At 71.5% G+C, this 20,813-nt stretch carries 19 protein-coding genes; 10 read left to right on the top strand and 9 right to left on the bottom strand.

Going from position 1 to position 20,813, the window contains the following annotated elements; all coding sequences use genetic code 11:
- Positions 1 to 28 precede the first annotated feature (28 nt).
- From OG622_RS45065 to OG622_RS45040, 6 genes are read right to left on the bottom strand one after another with little or no spacing between them, the layout of a single operon-like run.
- The gene (locus OG622_RS45065; protein ID WP_371582875.1) at positions 29 to 925 is read right to left on the bottom strand and encodes an amidohydrolase; all 897 of its coding nucleotides are present in this window, start codon (positions 923 to 925) and stop codon (positions 29 to 31) included.
- Positions 922 to 1,233 (bottom strand): L-rhamnose mutarotase, encoded by a 312-nt coding sequence (locus OG622_RS45060; RefSeq protein ID WP_371582873.1) that lies wholly within the window; start codon positions 1,231 to 1,233, stop codon positions 922 to 924. Before OG622_RS45060 ends, OG622_RS45065 begins: the two co-directional genes overlap by 4 nt.
- Positions 1,230 to 2,264, bottom strand: coding sequence for an aldo/keto reductase (locus OG622_RS45055; protein WP_371582871.1), 1,035 nt, complete (start codon positions 2,262 to 2,264; stop codon positions 1,230 to 1,232). The genes OG622_RS45060 and OG622_RS45055 overlap by 4 nt, the downstream gene beginning before the upstream one ends.
- Positions 2,261 to 3,070: an SDR family NAD(P)-dependent oxidoreductase gene (locus tag OG622_RS45050; RefSeq protein WP_371582869.1), complete on the bottom strand. Its 810-nt coding sequence runs from the start codon at positions 3,068 to 3,070 to the stop codon at positions 2,261 to 2,263. Before OG622_RS45050 ends, OG622_RS45055 begins: the two co-directional genes overlap by 4 nt.
- Positions 3,067 to 4,404, bottom strand: coding sequence for an L-fuconate dehydratase (locus OG622_RS45045; protein WP_371582868.1), 1,338 nt, complete (start codon positions 4,402 to 4,404; stop codon positions 3,067 to 3,069). Before OG622_RS45045 ends, OG622_RS45050 begins: the two co-directional genes overlap by 4 nt.
- Positions 4,405 to 4,415: 11 nt before the next feature.
- Positions 4,416 to 5,267: a fumarylacetoacetate hydrolase family protein gene (locus OG622_RS45040; RefSeq protein ID WP_371582866.1), complete on the bottom strand. Its 852-nt coding sequence runs from the start codon at positions 5,265 to 5,267 to the stop codon at positions 4,416 to 4,418.
- Between the two features lie 412 nt (positions 5,268 to 5,679).
- Here OG622_RS45040 and OG622_RS45035 point away from each other — a divergent pair, with 412 nt between their 5' ends.
- The 4 genes from OG622_RS45035 to OG622_RS45020 all read left to right on the top strand — a co-directional run bounded on the left by OG622_RS45035 (position 5,680) and on the right by OG622_RS45020 (position 10,340).
- Positions 5,680 to 6,729 carry a sugar ABC transporter substrate-binding protein gene (locus OG622_RS45035; RefSeq protein ID WP_371584421.1) on the top strand — a complete coding sequence of 350 codons (1,050 nt, stop codon included), beginning with the start codon at positions 5,680 to 5,682 and terminating at the stop codon, positions 6,727 to 6,729.
- A 100-nt stretch (positions 6,730 to 6,829) separates the two neighbouring features.
- A complete protein-coding gene (locus OG622_RS45030; protein ID WP_371582865.1) occupies positions 6,830 to 8,521 on the top strand; it encodes a sugar ABC transporter ATP-binding protein in 1,692 nt (563 codons plus the stop codon).
- Between the two features lie 2 nt (positions 8,522 to 8,523).
- Positions 8,524 to 9,564 (top strand): ABC transporter permease, encoded by a 1,041-nt coding sequence (locus OG622_RS45025; protein ID WP_371582863.1) that lies wholly within the window; start codon positions 8,524 to 8,526, stop codon positions 9,562 to 9,564.
- A gap of 74 nt (positions 9,565 to 9,638) precedes the next feature.
- Positions 9,639 to 10,340, top strand: coding sequence for a FadR/GntR family transcriptional regulator (locus OG622_RS45020; protein ID WP_371582861.1), 702 nt, complete (start codon positions 9,639 to 9,641; stop codon positions 10,338 to 10,340).
- A gap of 61 nt (positions 10,341 to 10,401) precedes the next feature.
- On the opposite strand, the gene OG622_RS45015 is transcribed toward OG622_RS45020, so the two are convergent.
- Positions 10,402 to 11,718: a phytase gene (locus OG622_RS45015; RefSeq protein WP_371582860.1), complete on the bottom strand. Its 1,317-nt coding sequence runs from the start codon at positions 11,716 to 11,718 to the stop codon at positions 10,402 to 10,404.
- Positions 11,719 to 11,877: 159 nt separating this feature from the next.
- Positions 11,878 to 13,152 carry a DUF418 domain-containing protein gene (locus tag OG622_RS45010; RefSeq protein ID WP_371582859.1) on the bottom strand — a complete coding sequence of 425 codons (1,275 nt, stop codon included), beginning with the start codon at positions 13,150 to 13,152 and terminating at the stop codon, positions 11,878 to 11,880.
- A 241-nt stretch (positions 13,153 to 13,393) separates the two neighbouring features.
- Here OG622_RS45010 and OG622_RS45005 point away from each other — a divergent pair, with 241 nt between their 5' ends.
- Positions 13,394 to 14,071, top strand: coding sequence for a response regulator (locus OG622_RS45005; protein WP_371582858.1), 678 nt, complete (start codon positions 13,394 to 13,396; stop codon positions 14,069 to 14,071).
- Complete coding sequence (locus OG622_RS45000) at positions 14,068 to 15,189, top strand: sensor histidine kinase (RefSeq protein ID WP_371582856.1); 1,122 nt, start codon at positions 14,068 to 14,070, stop codon at positions 15,187 to 15,189. The genes OG622_RS45005 and OG622_RS45000 overlap by 4 nt, the downstream gene beginning before the upstream one ends.
- A 593-nt stretch (positions 15,190 to 15,782) precedes the next feature.
- Here the strand turns inward: OG622_RS45000 and OG622_RS44995 are convergent.
- Positions 15,783 to 16,154, bottom strand: coding sequence for a response regulator transcription factor (locus tag OG622_RS44995; protein WP_371582854.1), 372 nt, complete (start codon positions 16,152 to 16,154; stop codon positions 15,783 to 15,785).
- Between the two features lie 253 nt (positions 16,155 to 16,407).
- Here OG622_RS44995 and OG622_RS44990 point away from each other — a divergent pair, with 253 nt between their 5' ends.
- The 4 genes from OG622_RS44990 (at position 16,408) to OG622_RS44975 (ending at position 20,699) form a co-directional block, all read left to right on the top strand.
- Positions 16,408 to 17,097, top strand: coding sequence for a response regulator (locus OG622_RS44990; RefSeq protein ID WP_371582852.1), 690 nt, complete (start codon positions 16,408 to 16,410; stop codon positions 17,095 to 17,097).
- A 99-nt stretch (positions 17,098 to 17,196) separates the two neighbouring features.
- Entirely contained in the window at positions 17,197 to 18,534 is a 1,338-nt protein-coding gene (locus OG622_RS44985) for a sensor histidine kinase (protein ID WP_371582850.1), read from the top strand.
- A 230-nt stretch (positions 18,535 to 18,764) separates the two neighbouring features.
- Positions 18,765 to 20,195 carry a phytoene desaturase family protein gene (locus tag OG622_RS44980; protein ID WP_371582848.1) on the top strand — a complete coding sequence of 477 codons (1,431 nt, stop codon included), beginning with the start codon at positions 18,765 to 18,767 and terminating at the stop codon, positions 20,193 to 20,195.
- A 222-nt stretch (positions 20,196 to 20,417) separates the two neighbouring features.
- On the top strand, positions 20,418 to 20,699 hold the full coding sequence (locus tag OG622_RS44975; RefSeq protein WP_052769659.1) for a hypothetical protein: 282 nt from the start codon (positions 20,418 to 20,420) through the stop codon (positions 20,697 to 20,699).
- The last annotated feature ends 114 nt before the right edge of the window (positions 20,700 to 20,813 follow it).

Genomic DNA, 20,813 nt, shown 5'->3' with positions numbered 1-20,813 from the left:
GCCCCCTCGGAGTCTTCGGCGGGGCCGCTCACACGCGCAGGCCGTAGACGCGGACGGCGGTTCCCGCGAAGACGTCCCGGTGTTCCGACGGGCCCAGTCCGGACATCAACGCCCCTGCCGCGTCGAGGACTTCGAGGTAGTCGGAGGCGAGCCGGCAGACGGGCCAGTCGGAGCCGAACATCAGCCGGCCGGGGCCGAAGGCGTCCAGCACGGTGTCGGCGTACGGGACGAGGTCCGCGACGGACCAGGTTTTCCAGTCCGCTTCCGTGACCAGGCCGGAGAGCTTGCAGACAGTGTTCGGAAGGGCGGCCAGTCGCCGTATCCGCCCCGCCCACGGCTCCAGTTCGCCGGAGGTCACGGGCGGCTTCGCCAAGTGGTCGAGGACGAAGGTGAGTCGGGGGAGGCGTGCCGCCGCCTCCACGGCGGCCGGGAGTTGGTGGGGCTTGACCAGGAGGTCGTAGACGAGTCCCGCGTCGGCGACGGCGGCCAGGCCCCGCAGGACGTCCGGGCGTACCAGCCAGCGGGGATCGGGTTCGCCCTGCACCTGGTGGCGGAGGCCCACCAGGTGCTCACCGCCGGGCCCTTCGCGCAGCTCGGCGAGGGCGGCGGCGACATCGGGCGACGTGAGGTCGGTCCAGCCGACTACCCCGGCGACCAGGTCGCTGTCGGCGGCCAGGGCCAGGAACTCGGGGGTCTCCTCGGGCACGGTGACCGTCTGCACCAGCACCGAGGCGGTGACACCGGCGGCGCGCGCCTCCGGTTCCAGGTCGCGGAGGGTGAAGTCGCGGCGCAGCGGGGCGAGTTCGGGGCCGGTGATCCAGTCCTGGTCGCGGACGGAGAGGTCCCAGACATGGTGGTGGGCGTCGACGATCACGGGGCGGGCGCCGGTGCCGGTCGGCGCTTCCGCGGGTGCCGCGCCGCTCACAGTTCCCACACCACGGGCAGGCCCGCGTCGGAGCCCTCCGCCGAGTAGTCGTGGACGATGTCGAGCAGGTCTGCCATGCGGGCCTGCCAGGCGATGTTGACCGGGAGTTTCTCCAGTTCGGCGATCATCGCCGCGTAGTCCTCGACCTCCAGCAGGTGGAACAGGTCGGTGCCGCTGCGCCAGATCGTCCACCGGCTCACCCCGGCGGCACGGATGGCGGTGGTCAGCTCCTCGGGGACCTCGCGGTGGGCCGCCTCGTACTCCTCGACGCGGTCCGCACGGACCCTGGTGTGCAGGGCGATCCTCACGACGGCTCCTTCGGCGACGGGGTTTCTTCGAGAGTCGTGGGCACGGGGGCTTCCGGGGCGAGCAGGCCCTCCGCGCGCAGCTCGTCCCAGAGGGCGGCCGGGACGGGGTGGCGGGCCTGCTCCACGGTGTCGCGGACCTCGGCGGGTGAGCGGGCTCCGGTGAGAACGCTCGCGACGGCCGGATGGCCGAGCGGGAAGCGGAGGGCGGCGGCGCGCAGGGGCACACCGTGGCGTTCGGTGACCGCCTTCAGGCGCAGGGCCCGTTCGAGTACGGGTTCCGGGGCGGGCGCGTAGTCGTAGGTGGCGCCCGGCCCGGGGTCGGTGAGCAGGCCGGAGTTGAAGACGCCGCCGATGAGGACGCTCCGGCCGCGGGCGGCGGCCTCGGGGAGCAGTTCGGCGAGGCCTTCCTGTTCCAGGAGGGTGTAGCGGCCGGCCAGGAGGACGACGTCGATGTCGGTCTCGCGCAGGAAGCGGGCCGGGAGCGCGGACTGGTTCATGCCGACGCCGATGGCGCCGACGACGCCTTCGCCGCGCAGTTCTTCGAGTGCCGGGTAGGCCTCGTCGAGGGCCTGTTCGGCGTGGTCGTCGGGGTCGTGGAGGAGGACGACGTCCACCCGGTCGAGGCCGAGGCGGCCCAGGCTGGCTTCGAGGGAGCGGCGGACACCGTCGGCGCTGAAGTCCCAGACGCGGCGCAGGGTCGCGGGGACGGCGAAGCCGTTGGCCAGGTCGTCGCCCGCGCCACCGCCTTCGCCGTTCCCGTCGGCGGGCACCAGCAGACGTCCGACCTTGGTGGAGACGGTGTACGAGTCCCTGGGGCGGTCGCGCAGGGCGGCGCCCAGGCGGCGTTCGGACAGGCCGAGGCCGTAGTGGGGGGCCGTGTCGAAGGTGCGGATCCCGGCGTCCCAGGCGGCGTCGACCGCGGCGGCGGCCTCCTCGTCGGGCACCGGGCGGAAGAGGTTGCCGATGCCCGCGGCGCCGTACGACAGCTCGGTGACGCGGACATCGGTGCGGCCGAGTGTCCTGGTCCTCATGAGCCCGCCGGGCGGATCCGGAGGCCCTGCATGCCGCCGTCGACGGCGAGGGCGGTGCCGGTGACGGAGGCCGCGGCGGGGCTCGCCAGGTACACGATGGCGGCGGCGACCTCGTCGGCGGTGACCAGACGGCCCAGGGGCTGGCGGGCGTTGAGGGCGGCGCGCTCGGCCTCGGGGTCGTCGGCGGCGTCGAGGAGCCTGCCGACCCAGGGGGTGTCGGCGGTGCCGGGGTTGACGCAGTTGACGCGGATGCCCTCGCGGACGTGGTCGGCGGCCATGGCGAGCGTCAGCGAGAGGACGGCTCCCTTGCTGGCGGAGTACAGGGCGCGCTGGGGCAGGCCCGCGGTCGCGGCGATGGAGCAGGTGTTGACGATGGCCGCGTGGGACGAGTTCCGCAGATGCGGCAGGACGGCCCGGCTGACGCGCACCGAGCCGAGGACGTTGACGTCGAGGACGCGGTGCCACTGTTCGTCGGGGTTGTCCTCGACGGTGCCGATGGCGCCGATGCCCGCGTTGTTCACGAGGATGTCCAGGCCGCCGAGCCGCTCGGCGGCCTCGGCGACGGCGGACCGTACGGAGGCGTCGTCGGTGATGTCGGCCTTGAGACCGAGCAGCGGGGCCGAGGCCCCGGAGGGGTCGATGTCGAGGACGGCCACCGCGGCGCCCCGTGCGGCGAGCAGCCGGGCGGTGGCCAGCCCGATGCCGGAGGCGCCCCCGGTGACGATCGCCCTGAGCCCGGCCAGTTCGCCCCTCGGCTCGGTGGGTTCACCGGTCGTTCCGGTCGGTTCACCTGTCTGCCCGGTCATGCGACTTCCTCTCGTCCGGCGAGGTCGGCGGCCCAGAACGTGCCGTCCGGGTAACGGTATTCGGCGAGCGACTCGGGGTGCATGGTGGCGGAGAAGCCGGGGGTGAGAGGGGCGACGTAGTGGCCCTCGCTCATCACCACGGGGGCGGTGAAGTGCTCGTGGAGGTGGTCGACGTACTCGATGACCCGGTCGTCGGTGGTGCCGGAGAGGGCCAGGTAGTCGAACATCGACAGGTGCTGGACCAGTTCGCACAGGCCCACGCCGCCAGCGTGCGGGCAGACCGGCACCCCGAACTTCGCGGCGAGCAGCAGGATCGCCAGGTTCTCGTTGACGCCGCCGACGCGGGCCGCGTCGATCTGGAGGATGTCGAGGGCCTCGGCCTGGAGGAGCTGTTTGAAGACGATGCGGTTCTGGACGTGTTCGCCGGTGGCGACCTTCACGGGGGTGACGCCCCGGCGGACGGCGGCGTGGCCGAGGATGTCGTCGGGGCTGGTGGGTTCCTCGATCCAGTACGGGTCGAGGTCGGCCAGGGCCCGGGTCCACTCGATCGCCTCGTCGATGTTCCAGCGCTGGTTGGCGTCGATGGCGATGCGTACGCCGTCGCCGACTGCGGCGCGGGCGGTGCGCATACGGCGCAGGTCGTCGGCGAGGTCGGCGCCGACCTTGAGCTTGATCTGCGTGAAGCCGTCGGCGACGGCCTGCTTGGCCAGCCGGGTGAGTTTCTCGTCGGAGTACCCGAGCCAGCCCGGTGAGGTGGTGTAGCCGGGGTATCCGCGCGCCAGCAGGACGGCCTCGCGCTCCGCGAGCCCGGTCCGGCCCTCGCGCAGCAGCCGGAGGGCTTCCTCGGGGGTGAGGGCGTCGGCGATGTAGCGGAAGTCGATCTGGGAGACCAGCCACTCGGGCTCGGCGTGGGCGAGCAGCCGCCACAGGGGCTGTCCGGCATGCTTGGCGGCCAGGTCCCACACGGCGTTGACGACGGCGCCGATGGCCATGTGCATCACGCCCTTCTCGGGACCGAGCCAGCGCAGCTGACTGTCCCCGATCAGGTCGCGGTTGACGGAGCCGGGGTCGGCGCACAGCTCCTCCACCGAGCGGCCCAGGAGATGCGGCCGCAGAGCGCCGATGGCGGCGACCTGGACGTCGTTGCCACGGCCGATGGTGAAGGTGAAGCCATGGCCTTCGAGTCCGTCCCCGGCATCCGTGCGCAGCACGACGTAGGCGGCGGAGTAGTCGGGGTCCGGGTTCATGGCGTCCGACCCGTCCAGCTCCCGCGAGGTGGGGAACCGGATGTCGTAGGTGTCGACCGCGGTGATCCGGGCGGGGGTTGCAGTCACGGGGGTGCCTTTCACGCTTGGCCGAAGGTCTGGCGCTGGCTCCCGAGCCCGTCGATCTCTAGCTCGACGGTGTCACCGGGGCGGAGGTAGGGGGTGCCGGGCAGGCCGAGGGCGACTCCCGCGGGCGTACCGGTGTTGATCACGTCGCCGGGCTCCAGGACCATGTACCGGCTGAGGTACGCCACGATCTCGTGGACCGGGAAGATCATGTCGCGGGTGTGCCCGTCCTGGCGCTTGACGCCGTTGACGCTCAGGCGCAGCCCGAGGTCCTGCGGGTCGCCGGCCTCGTCGGCGGTGACCAGCCACGGGCCCATGGGGTTGAAGGTCTCGCAGGACTTGCCGAGGTCCCACTGCGAGGAGTACTCCAGCTGGAACTCGCGCTCGGAGACGTCGTGGCTGATTACGTATCCCGCGATCACCCCGGCCGCCTCCTCGGGGCCCTCCAGATACCGGGCCCGCCGTCCGACGACGACTCCCAGCTCGACCTCCCAGTCCGTCTTGACCGAGGCGCGCGGGATCAGCACCTCGTCGTACGGGCCCACGACCGTGCCCGGGTCCTTCATGAAGACGACGGGGCGGGGCGGGATCGCCGCGCCGGTCTCGGCGGCGTGGTCGCGGTAGTTCAGGCCGACGCAGATGATCTTGCCCGGGCGGGCGACAGGGGCGCCGATCCGCAGGCCGTCGGTGTCGAGGCCGGGCAGTCCGCCCGTCTCGACCGCCGCGCGGACCCGGTCGACTCCCCCGGAGGCGAGGAAGGCGCCGTCGATGTCGGAGGCCACGGAGGACAGGTCCAGCAGCCGGCCGTCGTCGGTACGGACGGCGGGCCGCTCCTCTCCCGGGGGGCCGACGCGTAGCAGTTTCACTGGGGCAGCTCCCATGCCATTTTGGGGTTCGCTCATTCATCGGAGGAATGGCGCACCGTGACTTTAAGGGCAGTTCGGCGCCCTGACAACGTATTCCTCGGATGTATTTGATCGGCAGGGAGCTGTTGCACAGGTCACAGATACGGCATATACCCATTCATCCCCATGGTGATCGCCACGCGCCCCCTCCGTCGAGCACACAACTCGTTGGGCGAGACCTCTTGTCAACTCCGGCAATGCCGTCGTAACGTCCACGACGTCCGAGATACATCGGAGGAATCGCGCCACTGCAGCGTGGCCGTCCGTACTCCGCTTCTCGTTCACCGGTTGACCTCAACCCCTCCCCTCCGACGGTGCGCGCATGCCTGTACCGGAGGGCGGCCTCCCCGTCCTGGCTAAGGAGAACCCGGCCATGAAGCTCGCTCGCACCCGCTCCACCGTCGCAGCGGCCTGCGCCGTCGCGGCCCTCACCCTCCTCACCGCGTGCAACCGTGAGAGCTCCTCCGGGTCGGCCGGCTCGGGCGGTGACAAGCCCGCCATCGGGATCGACCTGCCGCGCTCCGACTCGGACTTCTGGAACTCCTACGCGGAGTACCTGAAGAAGGACGTCAAGTCCGAGGACATCAACGCGCTGCCGCTCAGCAACTCGCAGAACGACGTCACCAAGCTGGTCGCCAACGTGCAGGTGTTCCAGAACACGGGCGCCAAGGCCGTCGTCATGGCCCCGCAGGACACCGGCGCCATCGCCTCCACCCTCGACACCCTGGCGTCGAAGAAGATCCCCGTGGTCAGCGTCGACACCCGGCCCGACAAGGGCGACGTCTACATGGTCGTCCGCGCCGACAACCGGGCGTACGGCACCAAGGCCTGCGAGTTCCTCGGCGAGCAGCTCGGCGGCAAGGGCAAGGTCGCCGAACTGCAGGGAGCCCTGGACTCGATCAACGGGCGCGACCGCTCCGAGGCCTTCGCGGAGTGCATGAAGACGAAGTTCCCCGACATCAAGGTGTTCGAGCTGCCCACCGACTGGAAGGGCGACGTGGCCTCCGCCAAGCTGCAGAGCCTGCTCGCCCAGCACCCCGACCTCAACGGCATCTACATGCAGGCCGGTGGCGTCTTCCTGCAGCCGACCCTGGCCCTGCTGGAGCAGAAGGGCCTGCTCAAGCCCGCCGGGGAGAAGGGGCACATCTCGATCATCTCCAACGACGGCATCCCGCAGGAGTTCGACGCCATCCGCAAGGGCCAGATCGACGCCACGGTCTCCCAGCCCGCCGACCTGTACGCCAAGTACGCGCTGTACTACGCCGAGGCCGCGGCCGCGGGCAAGACGTTCAAGCCCGGCAAGACCGATCACGGCTCCACGATCATCGAGATCCCCAACGGCCTGGAGGACCAGCTGCCGGCACCGCTGGTGACCAAGGACAACGTGGACGACAAGACCCTGTGGGGCAACAACGTCGGCTAGGTCGGCCAGCCGCACCAGGGCCGACGACAGGGCGGAGGGACGCGGCCCGTCCCTCCGCCCGCACCCCCTCGTATCCACCCCACGAAGGACGGTATCCACCATGGCGGACACCGCGACCACCGCGGCGAACGGCGGTGGGGACCCCGCCGCCGGGAGCCCCGCCCCGGTGGCCGAGGCCACCGGCATCAGCAAGAGGTTCGGCGCCACCGTCGCGCTGCGCGACGCCCGGATCACCATCGCCCCGGGAGAGTCGCACGCGCTCGTCGGCCGCAACGGCGCCGGCAAGTCGACGCTGGTGTCCATCCTGACCGGACTGCAGCACCCCGACACCGGCACCCTGCGCTTCTCCGGCGAGGCGGCGCCCGCCGTCGGGGACATCGACGCCTGGCGCTCCAGGGTCGCCTGTGTCTACCAGAAGTCCACCATCATCCAGGACCTGACCGTCGCCGAGAACCTCTTCCTGAACCGGCAGAGCGACGGCGCGCTGCGGCCCATCCGCTGGAAGCACCTGCGCGCGCGGGCAGAGGAGCTGCTCGCCGGATACGGCGTGGACGTGAAGGCCGACGCGCGGGCGCGGGACCTCACCGTCGAGCAGCGGCAGTTCGTCGAGATCGCGCGGGCCCTGTCGTTCGGCGCGCGCTTCATCATCCTCGACGAGCCCACCGCCAAGCTCGACGCCCGCGGCATCACCCGGCTCTTCGACAAGCTCCGCGACCTGCAGCGGCAGGGCGTCGCCTTCCTCTTCATCTCGCACCACCTGCAAGAGGTGTACGACCTCTGCACCACCGTCACGGTCTACCGCGACGCGGCCCACATCCTGACCGCGCCCGTCGCCGGACTCGGCCATCAGGCGCTGGTGGAGGCCATGACCGGGGAGAGCACCGTCACGGCGGCCGCAGCCGTCGCACACCGCGCCCCGGTACGGGCCGACGCCCGAGAACTCCTGACCGTCGAGGGCCTCACCCTGCCCGGCGCCTGCGAGGGCCTCTCGCTCACGGTGCGGGCGGGCGAGGTCGTCGGCCTCGCGGGCGCGGCGGCCAGCGGCAATGTGCGGGTGGGCGAGACGATCGCCGGGCTGCACCGCCCCGCCGAGGGCACGATCTCGGTCGGCGGGCGGCGGGTACGCGGCGGCAGTGTGCCGTCGGCGCTCGCCGTCGGGGTCGGGCTGGTCCCGGAGGACCGGCATCTGCAGGGCCTGGTCAACAACCGCAGTGTGGCGGAGAACGCGACGCTCACCGTCACCGACCAGCTCGGCCCGTACGGCACGGTGCTGCCCGCCCGAACCAGGATCTTCGCCCAGCGCATGATCCGGGACCTCGACATCAAGACCCCGGGCGGGGCCACGCCCGTGTCGGCCCTCTCGGGCGGCAACCAGCAGAAGGTCGTCGTCGCCCGCGCCCTGGCCACCGACCCCCATGTGCTGGTGGCCATCCGCCCCACCAACGGGGTCGACGTCAAGTCCAAGGAGTTCCTGCTGCGCCGGATCCGGCAGATCGCCGACGGCGGGAAGGCCGCGCTGATCGTCTCCGACGAACTGGACGACCTGAAGGTGTGCGACCGGCTCGTGGTGATGTTCCACGGGCGGGCCGTCGCCGAGTTCGACCGCGGCTGGAAGGACGAGCACGTGGTCGCCGCCATGGAGGGCGTGGCCGGCCGCGCGGAACCGCCCGGCGAGGGCGTGTCCGGCCGGACCGGAACATCCGCCACGGCCTCCGGAGCCGCCTCCGCCGAGGCCGCCTCCGCCACCACATCGGACACCACCTCGGACACCATCGAAGAGCACGGAAGGTAGTCATGTCCGCCACCACTGATGTCACCGACCCCGCCACGAGCGTGGCGCGGGAGACCACCGGGGACACCCGTCGCGGGCTCGGCCTCGGTCGCTTCCGTGAGCTGTCCCTGGTCCCGGCGATCCTCGTCCTGGGCCTGATCGGGTTCATCGTCTCGCCGGCCTTCCTGACCGCCGACAACCTCATCGGTGTGGCCCAGCAGTCCACCGAGCTGAGCCTGCTGGTCCTGGCCACCGCACTGATCCTGGTCTGCGGCCGGATGGACCTGTCCCTGGAGTCCACGATCGGCGTGGCGCCCGTCATCGCCGTCTGGCTGGTCCTGCCGACCAGCGGCTCCCGGTTCACGGGCCTCGGGCTGCTGCCCGAGTGGACGGCCATACCGCTGTGTCTGCTGGTGGGCGTGGTGATCGGGGCCGTCAACGGGTTCCTGATCCTGAAGCTCCGCCTCAACGGGTTCATCGTCACCCTCGGCATGCTGACCATGCTGCGCGGTCTCCAGGTCGCCCTCTCGGAGGGCCAGTCCATCGTGGAGCTGCCGTCCTCCTTCAGCTACCTCGGCAGGGCGTCGTGGCTGGGGGTGCCGGCCGCGATCTGGATCTGTGTGGTGCTGTTCGCCCTGGGCGGGAGCGCGCTGGCCTGGCTGCGGCACGGGCGGGCGCTGTACGCGATCGGCGGCAACGCGGAGGCGGCCCGCACCGCCGGTATCCGGGTGGACCGGATCGTGTGGGCGGTACTGATCCTCGGCAGTGTGCTGGCCGCGTTCGCCGGCATCCTCTACAGCGGTCACTACGGCTCGATCTCCGCCACCCAGGGCAGCGGCTGGATCTTCCAGGTCTTCGCCGCGACCGTCATCGGCGGGGTGAGCCTCAACGGCGGCAAGGGCTCGGTGTTCGGCGCGCTCACCGGTGTGCTGACGCTGCAACTCGTCGTGAACGTCATGACGCTGGCGGGTGTGCCGCCGCTGTGGAACCAGTTCCTCAACGGCGCGATCATCATCGTCGCGCTGATCATCTCCCGCTTCGCCTCGGGCGAGAAGCAGGAGTAGGCCCGGTAGGGCGAGAAGCCGGAGTAGCTCCGGTACGGCGAGAAGCAGGAGTATCCGGCGCAGGGAGGCACCTCGTGGCACTGACGGACGAGGCGATGGACAAGATCAAGGCGATGATCGTGGCCGGTGAGCTGGCACCGGGCTCCCGCCTGCCGAAGGAGGAGGTCCTCGCCGCCCAGCTCGGCCTGTCCCGCAGTTCGCTGCGGGAGGCCGTACGGGCGCTGACCGCGATGCGGATCCTGGTGACCCGGCAGGGCGACGGTACGTACGTGTCCAGTCTGGAGCCGCATCTCCTGCTGGAGTCGCTCTCCTTCGCCTCGGACGTCTCCCAGGGGCAGACGGCCCTGCAACTGCTCCAGGTACGGCGGCTGTTGGAACCCCAGGCGACCGGGGCGGCCGCCGCGCTGCTCACCTCCGACGACCTCCGGGAACTCGGCACCATCCTGGAGCGCTCGCGGGCCGCCGCCACGGTCGAGGAGTTCGTCGGCCACGACATCGCCTTCCACCTGCGGATCGTGGAGGCGGTCGGCAACCCGGTGCTGTCCATGCTGCTGCGGGTGCTCTCCACCCGTACCCAGCGGGCCCGGATCGTGCGGGGCACCCGCACCGAGCGGGCCGTGGAGCACGCCCACCGCGAGCACGACGAGATCCTGCGCGCCCTGCGGGCCCGCGACGCCGCGCTGGCGGTCTCCGCCGCGACGGTCCATGTCGCGGCCGTGGAGCAGTGGATGGCGGCCGGGCTCGACGAGAACCCCCTCTGCGCGATCGAGGACTGACCACGGGGCGGCCCGGCTCCGTCACGGCCACCGAACCTCCGACGGTGGCCGTGACGGGCCCTCACATGTCGGTGGCGTCCACCAGTTCGCCGAGGTCGACGAACTTGAAGCCCGTGGACGTGCGGGTGCCGCCCTCGCCGTCCGGGCCCCCCGGGGTCTCGTGGCCGTCCTGGACGACGAGCACGCCGCGCGGATAGCGGCTGCCCAGCGAGGCGTTGAGGACGGCGGCGCCGTCGCACTCCTCCACACTGTCGAGGGTGTCCGACGCGGCCCCGAGCCGGAAGCCGCCCTCGTACTCGTTGCCCTCGCTCACCTCACGGTCGTACAGGGCGAAGGTGTTGTCGCCCTGGCTGGAGGCGAGCAAGTAGCCGTCCCCGCCTGGCTCCTGATAGATCGTCAGGCCCTCGACGTCGGCCGACAGCCGCTTGCCGCCGTAGCCGGGGTCGGCGCCCGGCGCGCACTCCTCGGTCTCCTCGTCGTACGTGCCGGGGACGCCGTACTCCCTGGTCCTGTCGACCAGGACCGGCTTTCCGGTGAGGTCGGCGCGCAGGCGCCAGATGCCGATGTCCTCCTGGCCGGCGTAGAGGGTGCCGGTGGCGGGGTCGACGGCCATGCCCTCGACCTGCGGGAGTTCACCCGGCTCGCCGCAGGGGCTCCATGTCGTGCCGTCGGGCAGGCGGAAGGAGGCGGGCAGATCGAGGGTGCGGATCTTGCGGTAGCCGACCCTGCCGTTCGCCGCCGGGACGAGTTCGAGCAGGGCGAGACGGGTCCGCTCGCGTTGGCTGACCAGGGCGTACGAACGGCCGGTGGCCTTGTCCGTCCAGGTGGCGAGGCCGTACGCGGTGCGCTGGTCGTTGATCTCACTCTGGCCGGCGGAGAACACGGGGGCGGCGGCCGGGTCGGTGACGTCGGTCAGCGGGCCGTTCGGGCGGGCGGGGTCGATGCGGTAGATCCGCAGCCGGTCGTTGCCCCGGTCGCTGACCACGGCCACGTCGGCCCGGCCCGCGGAGGTGCGCAGGCCGGCGACGAGGTCGACGTTGTTGTAGCGGCCGGGGGCGTCGTCCTCCGTCGGCGGCTTCGGGGCGCGCACCGACTGCACCAGGCGGGCGTCCAGGTCGTAGACGCGCAGCCCACCCTCCTTCGCGGTGGCGACGACGAGGCTGCGGCCCGGGTCTGCGGGGTTCCGCCAGATCGCCGGGTCGTCGGCGTCGGAGTCGCCGCCGGCCTCGTCGTCGTACAGCGCGGCCGACTCGCTCGTCGCGGTCACCGTCGGGAGGGCGGACGCACCCGCTCCCGCGGGGGTGGCCGCCAGGAAGGTGGTCAGCACGGTGCCGGACGCGAGGAGGGCGACTCTTCGAGCGGTGCGGAACGTTCTCACAGGCGTTCGCTTCCTTACCGTCATGATGCCGTCGATTGTCGGGCACACGCAGATGGTGCGCAGAGAAGCTTGCGCGCAGGAGGACGTGACCTGTCCATGGCGACATGGTGAAACGGCCGTGGTTCGACTGAAGTTGGCCCGGACGTCTCCTGATCCGCCTCACTTGAGGTAGCGCGCCGGGCGGGTGCAGACATGGAGCACATGTTCCAGCGGTCCACGGCGGAAGCACCGGGTCCAGACGGATGCCAGGAGCATCGCGACCACGCTGTGGACGAGGAGGTCGACGAGTGCCGGTCCGGTCTCGTCCGCCATGCCGAACTCCCGGATGGCGAGGATGTGCAGCACATACGCGGTCAGGGCCGTCATGCCGACGGCACGGACGGGGGCGACAAGGCGGCCGACGCGCGGAAGCCGGTCCATGGCCGTCACGCACAGCACCACGACCAGCAGCGCGACACCGGTGTTACCGAGGATGGAGAAGGTCGTCTGGCTGTGCGGCGCGCCCACCAGGAGCCAGGCCGCCGGGGTGTCGTCGACGAGGTGGCCGACCGTGTCGGACCACCAGGCCGAGGCGGCCGAATCGCCGTCCGTGGCGGCGGCGACGGTGGCCCGCGCATGCGGGACGAGGCGGAGCGCCAGCCAGGAGCCGCCGTAGCCGAGGACGGTCAACACGCCGCCGGTCAGCACAAGTTGGGTGCGGGCCGCGCTCCGGGTGAGGTCGAGGCGGGCTACCGCCATGCCTGCGAGCATGAACGACGCCCAGGTGAGCACGGGGTATTCGCCGGTGAACAGCAGTTCCATGAAACCGTCCGTGCCACTGACCCGGGCCAGCGGGTCGGAGGCGATGACCGTGTCCGCCCAGCTTCCCTCCTCGATCGACAGGCGTACCACGTACAGGACTTGGGGCATGGCGAGCGCGCCTCCGGCGGCGAGCAGCGCGAGCGTCCGGGCCCGCAGCCGGTACAGCGGGAGCACGGCGAGGAAAGCCAGCCCGTAGAAGGCGAGGATCACGTCGACGTCGGTGTCGAGGGCGGTCAGGGCGAATCCCAGAGCGATCAGGACGACGGAACGGATGGCCATTCGGGCCACCGCCTGCCGTCCGGCGCGCCCGGTGCGCGGGTACGGGCGGCCGGTGATCAGGACGAGGGTGAAGCCGGCCAGCAGCGCGAACAGCGCGGAGGAGCGGCCCCGCGCCAGTTCCATGACGAACCCCAGCGGCCCGCCGACCGCGGGGTCGGGGCCGACGTGGGCGGCGTACATACCGAAGACCGCGAGCCCACGGGCGAGATCGATACCGACGAGCCGCCCGGTCGACGGCCCGCGGGAGACTGCGGCGGATGCGGATGCGGATGCGGATGCGGATGCGGATGCGGCGGGCGCGGCGGGCGCTGTGGCCGGCTTGGACGACAGGTCCGACGACGTGTCTGGTGTCATGGCCTTCAGCGTCGGGGGCGCGCGGGGCGCGAGCCCATCCGGCGGGTGACTGGAAGGTCCCCGCCGATCAGCCGAAGTCACCCCCGCCAGGTGACCGGAGACCGGGAGGAAAGGGAACCCGGCGGCGGAACCGGACGTCGTAGGGGTTTGGAGCCGCTGCCGCCGCAGGGAGTTCGAGAGCGTCCCGGTGAGCAGGGGTGAGTGAGAGGTCCAGGGGTGGCCGACGGCGAGCGGGGCACAGGTGATCCGGGTACTGGTGGTCGACGACGAAGCCCTGATCCGCACGGGTTTCCAGCACATCCTCAACTCTGCGGACGACATCGACGTGGTGGCGGCGGTCCCCGGCGGCCGGGCGGTCCGGGCCGTACGGGAACTGTGCCCCGAGGTCGTCCTGCTGGACATCCGTATGCCGGACGTGGACGGGCTCACCGTCCTCGCCGCACTCCGCAGACTCCCCCGCCCTCCCGTGGTGGCCATGCTCACCACCTTCGGCATGGACGAGTACGTGGCGGCCGCCCTGCGCTCGGGGGCCGCCGGCTTCCTGCTCAAGGACACCGACCCGGAACAACTTCCCTATCTCGTAAGGACGTTGGCGGCCGGCGGTGTCGTCCTGTCGTCGCGGGTGACCCGTACCGTGGTGGACGGCTATCTGGACAACGGCCCTCGCGAGGCCGCCGTCCGGCTCGCCGACCGGCTCACCGAACGGGAACGCGCCGTTCTCGTCCTCATCACCGAGGGGCTGTCCAACACCGATATCGGTGACCGGCTGCATCTGAGCACCGGGACGGTCAAGGACCATGTGAGCGCGCTCCTCACCAAGTTGGAGGTGAGCAGCCGGGTGCAGGCGGCGCTGCTGGCCGAGCGCGGGGGCCTGCTCAGGCCGTCGCGTTCCGTCGGCGGCGAACGGCGGGGCGGATGAGGCCGCCCATCCGCACCCCGCACGGACCGGCGATGGACACCGCGCTCGTGGCGGCCTCGCTGCTGGACGTGTGGATCCACGACGTGGGCACCCATCACCCCCGGGAACTGGCGGCCGCCCTGCTCGCGGCCCTGGCGCTCGTCATGCGCCGCCGGCTGCCGCTGGCGACGTTCCTGCTCACCCTGCCCACCGCCCTGTTCACGGACGCGGTGTTCGCGACGCTGGTGGCGCTGTACACCCTCGCCTCGCGCACCCACCACCGGGTGCCGCTGGCCGTGTGCGCGCTGGGATTCACGGTCTGCGACCTCACCTGGTGGTCATGGCCGTCACCGGAGTTCGCCGACCTGTCCGACCGGCAGGCCCTGATCCCCCTCTCCTACAGCGTGGCGCAGGCGACCGCGCCCCTCTTCCTCGGGCAGCTCGTGCAGGCCCGCCGGGAGCTGTCCCTGCGTCTCGTCGAGGTCTCCGAGGCACGTGAGCACGAGCGGCTGCTGATCGCGCAGAACGTCCTGGCGCGGGAACGCGCCCAGCTCGCCCGGGAGATGCACGACGCCGTCTCCCACCAGGTCAGCCTGATAGCCGTCCGTGCCGGCGCCCTCCAGGTCGGCAGCCGGGACCCCGACGCGAAGGAGGCCGCGGCCACGATACGGCTGCTCAGTGTGCAGACCCTGGACGAGCTGCGGCACATGGTCGGCATACTGCGCGCCTCCGGCAGCCGCCCCACCGAGCTGACCCCGCAGCCCTCCCTGGCCGATCTCGACCGGCTCGTCACCGGCAGCGGTATCGACACCGTCCTGCGGACGGATCTGCCCGCCGACCTCCCGCCGCCCGTCCAGCGCGCCGTCTACCGCACCGTCCAGGAAGCCCTCACCAACATCCGCAAGCACGCCCCCGGCGCCACGGCCACGATCCGCGTCCGCCAGCGGGACGGCACCCTCCACGCGACCGTCACCAACACCGCGCCCAGCCGCCCGGCCCTCTCCCTCCCAGGGGCCCACCACGGTCTGATCGGCCTGCGCCAGCGAGCCGAACTCCTCGGCGGAACGGTCGCGTCCGGACACCTGCGGGACGGGGGCTACGAACTGCGGCTGGAGCTGCCGGTCGACGGCGCACCCTGAGCCGCCACCGGGACGATCCGGGGAACGCCACCGGCGCGCTCACTCCTCCGCCCGGCGGTCGCAGGAGAGGCCGTCGATCGGTGCCGGGTCGGTCGGCGCGTTCATGCCGGTGTCGTTGGGGTGCAGGTGGTCGCCGTTGTCGAAGAACGGCAGGATCCGCTCGTGGTCGTTGGGGCTGCGCAGGACGCAGCGTCGAACTCACCGCCTGTACGGCCGAGTCGACCTCCCGCCGTACGCCCTCTGCCGCCGCGTCCCACTGGCCTACCGGGTGGCGTCGGTGAGGAACGGCCGCTCCCGGCCGGGGCCGTCGCCCAGAGCGCCCCGAAGCGGCCGTCGCCGAGCCACCCTCGCCCTCGCCTTCGCCTTCGCCTTCGCCTTCGCCTTCGCCTTCGGGCAGCATCAGGGAGCCGACGGGTCTCGTGGGTGCGGCGGTGACGGAGGCGGATGCCTCGCCGAGGTTGAACAGGGCGACCGTGAAGCCGCCGTCGAGGTTCTTGGCCGCCCGGACCTGCTGGTCGCCGGAGGGGGCGAGGGGCCTGGCGGGCAGGGTGGCGCCCTGGTTGAACCGCGATGACCTCCTTGTACGCTGCCTGCTACGCGACGCCGACGGGCCGGCCCCGGACCCCGCTCCACCCTGTCAAGCGGAACGTTTCGTCCAGTCGATCAGGTCGGTCGACTCGTTCCGGCCACCCCGGGCGATCCGAACGGTCCGCCCTGTCCGAACGGTCCGCCCTGTCCAGCCAATCCGTCCGCAGCGCGAGGATGCCCGCCCCCAGCGCCGTGACGATGAGATGAGTCCGGTTCTTCGCGCACAACTTCTCCCTGATGCTGCGCATATGGGCGGCCACCGTGCGGGGTGAGATCGACAGTCTCTGGGACATGTCCGCGTCCGACATACCGTGGGCCGCCAGAAGGAGGATCTCCAGTTCCCGGGCGCTGAGTCGGCCGGAGCTGTCCACTGCCATGGGGTGCCTGCCTTGTTCGGAGGGGGTCGAGGACCCGTGGGTCGTCCGCCTGGTGCGCGGTGACTCTTCCGTGACATCCGGCTCCCGGCCATCGACCATTCGACCGATACCCGGCAGTAGTCATCGACCGATCGGCCTCGGCCTTTCCGCCACGGCGCAGCTTTCGCCGGGAAAGGGGCAACCGCCCGATTCGACCCGGCCGTTCGGTCCGCCGGCTTCCGCGGACGGCCGGACCGGTCACGTGTTCCGTGGCATGCTCGGCCCCGTGAGCAGCACCCCCACACGCGTGATGATTGCCGACGATCAGGATCTGGTCCGGGCCGGTTTCCGTCTCATCCTCGACGCCCAGGAAGGCATCGAAGTGGTCGGAGAAGCCGCCGACGGGCTCGAGTGCGTGGAGTTGGCGCGCGTACTGCGGCCGGACGTGTGCCTGGTGGACGTCCGGATGCCGAAGCTGGACGGACTGGAGGTGACCCGGCTGCTGGCCGGACCGGGGGCGACGCACCCCACGCACGTCGTGGTGGTCACCAGCTTCGACCAGGACGACTACCTCAACGTGGCGTTGCGCAACGGAGCGTGCGGCTTCCTGCTGAAGGACGCCGCCCCCGCCCTGCTGATCGAGGCGGTGCGGGCGGCGGCGCGGGGCGACGCGCTGGTCTCGCCGGGGGTGACGGTCCGGCTGCTGAAGCAGTTGGAGGAGCGGATGCCGGCTCCGGTGGACGGCGCCGGGGTGCCCCGGTCGTCGCTCAGCGCACGGGAGCTGGAAGTCGCCCGGCTCGTCGCGGTGGGCCGCACCAATCAGGAGATCAGCGACGAGCTGTGTCTGTCCCTGTCCACGGTGAAGACGCACCTGGGCCACATCCACCACAAGCTGGGCGTGCGCAATCGGGTCGAGGTGGCCGCGTGGGCCTGGGCCAACGGGACCGTGCGAACGGAGCGTTGACAGGGAGGTCGTGAATGTCCTGTGGATGATCTGTGTCCCTCCCCACAGATCGATCCACCCTCTGCCAGGGAGGCATGCACATGCCTAGCCTCCGGTCGTATGACAACCTCGTCACTCGCGGCACTTTCGGCGCAGGCGACCCAGCCGCACCTCGGCCTGCTGCGGTTACCCACGCGGCAGCTGAAACACCGCGCCCTGTATCCGGCTCTGGGTGTGCTGTGGCTGCTCGACGTGGGCATCATCGGCACGCAGCAGCGCGGCCCCGTCGACTGGTTACCGCTCGTGACGGGCCCCGTCGCCCTGGCGCTGGTGCTCGTCCCGGAACCGTGGCTGAGCATCGAATGGCGGGCGGGGATCTGCGCGGCCGCCTCGACGGTGGTGACACTGGGCACCTCCCTGACGGGGTGGGCCCTGCCCGCCTGGGGGCTGCTGGAGACGGCGTGCCTGCTGGTCCTGCTCGCCCACACCTGCCGCAGCGTCACCCGGCCCGGCATCGTCCTCGCCCTGGCCGCCGCGATGGGAGCCAGCATCATCGACGAACCCCTGCGGACCGGGGGGACGGGCATCACCCTGACCTACCCCTTCCTGCTGACGTTCGCCGTCGGTGGAGCCGTCGGAGCGGGTTGTCACCTGCGCACCCTGGACGCCCGGCGTCGCCGTACGATCGCTGCCGTCCGGCTCACCGAGCGGATGCGACTCGCCCGGGATCTGCACGACTTCGTCGCCCACCACGTGACGGGCATCATCGCCCAGGCACACGCCGCCGGTGTGATCCACGAGAGTTCACCCCAGCAGATCGGCCCCATCCTGGACAACATCGCCGAGGCCGGGCAGCTGACGATGGACTCGATGCGCCGCCTGATCAGGGTGCTCCGCGAGGACGGCGAGCCCAGTGCCATCGAGTCCCCCGAGGCGCCGTACGCCGAACTCACCAAACTGGTCTCGGCGTTCAGCGGCCAGGGCGACGGATCGACCGCCCAGCTGGAGATCACCGGAGTCGCCCGCCAAAGCACGCTGCTGCCCGAGGTGGGCTGCGCGGTCCATCGCGTGGTGCAGGAGGCGCTGACCAACGTACGACGCCACGCGCCGGGCACCCGGGCGACGGTGCGCGTCCATCTCACCCGCGACGGCCTGCTCCGGGTGGACGTGTACAACGAGGGGCCCGAGCGGCGGGTCTCCCGCCCCACGGGAGGCCGCGGCGGGTACGGCCTGATCGGGATGCGCGAGCGGGCGGACGCGGTCGGCGGCGCCCTGACGGCGGGCCCCGCCGACGACGGCGGCTGGTGGCTCATCGCCCACTTCCCGGTAGTTCCAAAAGCCCCGCCCGAGCGCGCGGAGAAGTCCGCCGCATCGGCGTCCGGCCGGCCGGCCGGACGCCATGCCAAGCCGAATGCGCACACGGAGCCCGAGCCGGACATGAGCTGGGACGCGGGTTAGCCGGGCCGGGGCGGGAATTAGGCAATTCTGCGAATCGCGCCGGAACGGCCCACCCCTTAATGTCGAAGAGCCAAAGGCGCCGGGACGGGCTTCTCACGTCCCGCAGAGTGGTGAATCGGCCCGGACCGGGCCCCTTCGAGGGGCCCGTTCCACCCTTTTCCCGTCCACCACTTCGCGAACCGGCGGACCGGTGCCCATCGTCGAGGAGACGCACGAGACGCAGGAGACACATGACTACGGCCGTCGTGGTGGGCAGCGGTCCGAACGGTCTCGCTGCCGCCGTGTTCCTCGCCCGGGAGGGCATCGAGGTCACCGTCCTGGAGGCCGCCGACACCATCGGCGGCGGCACCCGCACCAGCGAACTGACCCCGGGCCTCCTGCACGACCACTGCTCCGCCACCCACCCCATGGCCGTCGGCTCGCCCTTCCTACGGAGCCTCGACCTCGGCCGCCACGGCCTCAGCTGGCGCCTGCCGGACATCGACTGCGTGCATCCGCTGGACTCCGGCCAGGCCGGGGTGCTGCACCGGTCGGTGGAGGAGACGGCCGACGGCCTCGATGACGGCGACGGCCGCAGGTGGCGGCGCGTCTTCCGGCCGCTCGCGGACGGCTACGACGCGCTCGCCGAGGACCTCATGCGGCCGCTCCTCCATCTGCCGCGCCATCCGCTGCGCCTGGCCGCGTTCGGTCCGCGGGCCCTGCTGCCCACCGCCGTGGTGGCCCGGCGGTGGCGGTCTCAAAGCGCCCGCGCACTCTTCGCCGGCGTGGCCGCGCACGCCTTCCGCCCGTTCGACCGGCCGGCCAGCGCCGCGGTCGGCCTGACGATCATCGCCGCAGGTCACCGGCATGGCTGGCCGGTGGCCGCAGGTGGTTCCCGGGCGATCGGCGACGCGCTCGCGGCGCAGCTCACGGAGTTCGGCGGGCGGATCGAGACCGGTGTGCGGGTGCGCTCCCCCGCCGATCTGCCCCCGGCCGACGTGGTCCTCTTCGACCTCGCCCCCCGCGCGGTCGCCGACATCCTGGGCGACCGGCTGCCGGGGCGGGTCGCGCGGGCCTACCGCCGTTACCGCCACGGGCCCGGAGCCTTCAAGGCCGACTTCGCGGTCGAGGGCGGCGTCCCGTGGACCAGCGAGGCGGCCCGCCGGGCCGGCACCGTCCACCTCGGCGGGACGTTCGAGGAGGTCGCCGACACCGAACGGATGATCCACGCCGGGCGCATGCCGGAGCGGCCCTTCGTCCTCGTCGGCCAGCAGTACCTGGCCGATCCGCGGCGTTCGAAGGGCGACCTCCACCCCGTCTGGGCCTACGCACACGTTCCGCACGGCTACGACGGCGACGCGACCGAGGCGATCGTCGGGCAGATCGAGCGGTTCGCCCCGGGGTTCCGTGAGCGTGTCCTCGACATGGCCGTCCGTCCGCCGGCCGCCTTCGAGGACTACAACCCGAACTACGTCGGCGGGGACATCGTCACCGGGGCGAACACCGCCCTCCAGCTGGCGATGCGTCCCCGCGCGGCCCTCGACCCGTACCGCACGGGAGTCCCCGGGATGTACATCTGCTCCGCGGCATCGCCACCGGGCGCCGGCGCCCACGGCATGTGCGGCGCGAACGCCGCCGCGTCGGCCCTGCGTCATCTCGGGCAGCGACGCGGGAAGGAATGACCGGGAAACCACCGCGGCCCGCACCAGTCCCGAAAAGGCCTGGACCTATTCGGTCCAGGCCTTTTCCGTGTCCGCAGGATTCCGGTTCCGTCGATGAATACGGAACTCAACAATAGGTAATTTTATCGATGCGGAGACGGTTGGCGAGACCCTAATGTTTTCCCCAGAAGGGCACCGGAAGAAAAGAACTTCCGAAGTCCCGAACGCGAGAGGATGAAATAAATGAGCAGCATCGAGAACGCGCTGAACAGTGTGGAAATCCCCGTCGAGGGTGTCGTCTACGTCGCCGCTCGCCCGACCCTGGGCACCCCGCGGATCGCCCGGGTGGGCAACAGGTTGGGCGGGCTCGCCCAGGCGGCCGAGGGTGTCGGGGCCATCGGGGCGCTGGCCACCGCTGCGGTCGGTGTCGGCCAGGCCGCGGAGGCCAACAACCTGGCGGCGGAGGCCAACGCCCAGAACGCGGCCGCGCTCGCCGCGGTCGGCGGTGCGCCGCCCGCGGCCTGACAACCGGCGGTGAACCCATAGGAACCCGCTGTCGGACCAGAGGGCTGTTCTGGTCCGGCAGCGGGTTCCGCCGCACGCAAAAAAACGTGCTCAAAAGTACCAGGAATAGAGGTT

The sequence above is a fragment of the Streptomyces sp. NBC_01314 genome (assembly GCF_041435215.1).
Lineage (GTDB): Bacteria > Actinomycetota > Actinomycetes > Streptomycetales > Streptomycetaceae > Streptomyces.
This window is presented reverse-complemented; position numbering and strand designations above follow the sequence as displayed.

Bases quoted from the DNA above. Each gene is read 5' to 3' on its own strand.
- OG622_RS45055 (WP_371582871.1), bottom strand. From the start codon at position 2,264: ATGAGGACCAGGACACTCGGCCGCACCGATGTCCGCGTCACCGAGCTG.
- OG622_RS45050 (WP_371582869.1), bottom strand. From the start codon at position 3,070: ATGACCGGGCAGACAGGTGAACCGACCGGAACGACCGGTGAACCCACC.
- OG622_RS45035 (WP_371584421.1), top strand. From the start codon at position 5,680: ATGAAGCTCGCTCGCACCCGCTCCACCGTCGCAGCGGCCTGCGCCGTC.
- OG622_RS45030 (WP_371582865.1), top strand. From the start codon at position 6,830: ATGGCGGACACCGCGACCACCGCGGCGAACGGCGGTGGGGACCCCGCC.
- OG622_RS45025 (WP_371582863.1), top strand. From the start codon at position 8,524: ATGTCCGCCACCACTGATGTCACCGACCCCGCCACGAGCGTGGCGCGG.
- OG622_RS45010 (WP_371582859.1), bottom strand. From the start codon at position 13,152: ATGACACCAGACACGTCGTCGGACCTGTCGTCCAAGCCGGCCACAGCG.
- OG622_RS45000 (WP_371582856.1), top strand. From the start codon at position 14,068: ATGAGGCCGCCCATCCGCACCCCGCACGGACCGGCGATGGACACCGCG.
- OG622_RS44995 (WP_371582854.1), bottom strand. From the start codon at position 16,154: ATGGCAGTGGACAGCTCCGGCCGACTCAGCGCCCGGGAACTGGAGATC.
- OG622_RS44990 (WP_371582852.1), top strand. From the start codon at position 16,408: ATGCTCGGCCCCGTGAGCAGCACCCCCACACGCGTGATGATTGCCGAC.
- OG622_RS44985 (WP_371582850.1), top strand. From the start codon at position 17,197: ATGACAACCTCGTCACTCGCGGCACTTTCGGCGCAGGCGACCCAGCCG.
- OG622_RS44980 (WP_371582848.1), top strand. From the start codon at position 18,765: ATGACTACGGCCGTCGTGGTGGGCAGCGGTCCGAACGGTCTCGCTGCC.
- OG622_RS44975 (WP_052769659.1), top strand. From the start codon at position 20,418: ATGAGCAGCATCGAGAACGCGCTGAACAGTGTGGAAATCCCCGTCGAG.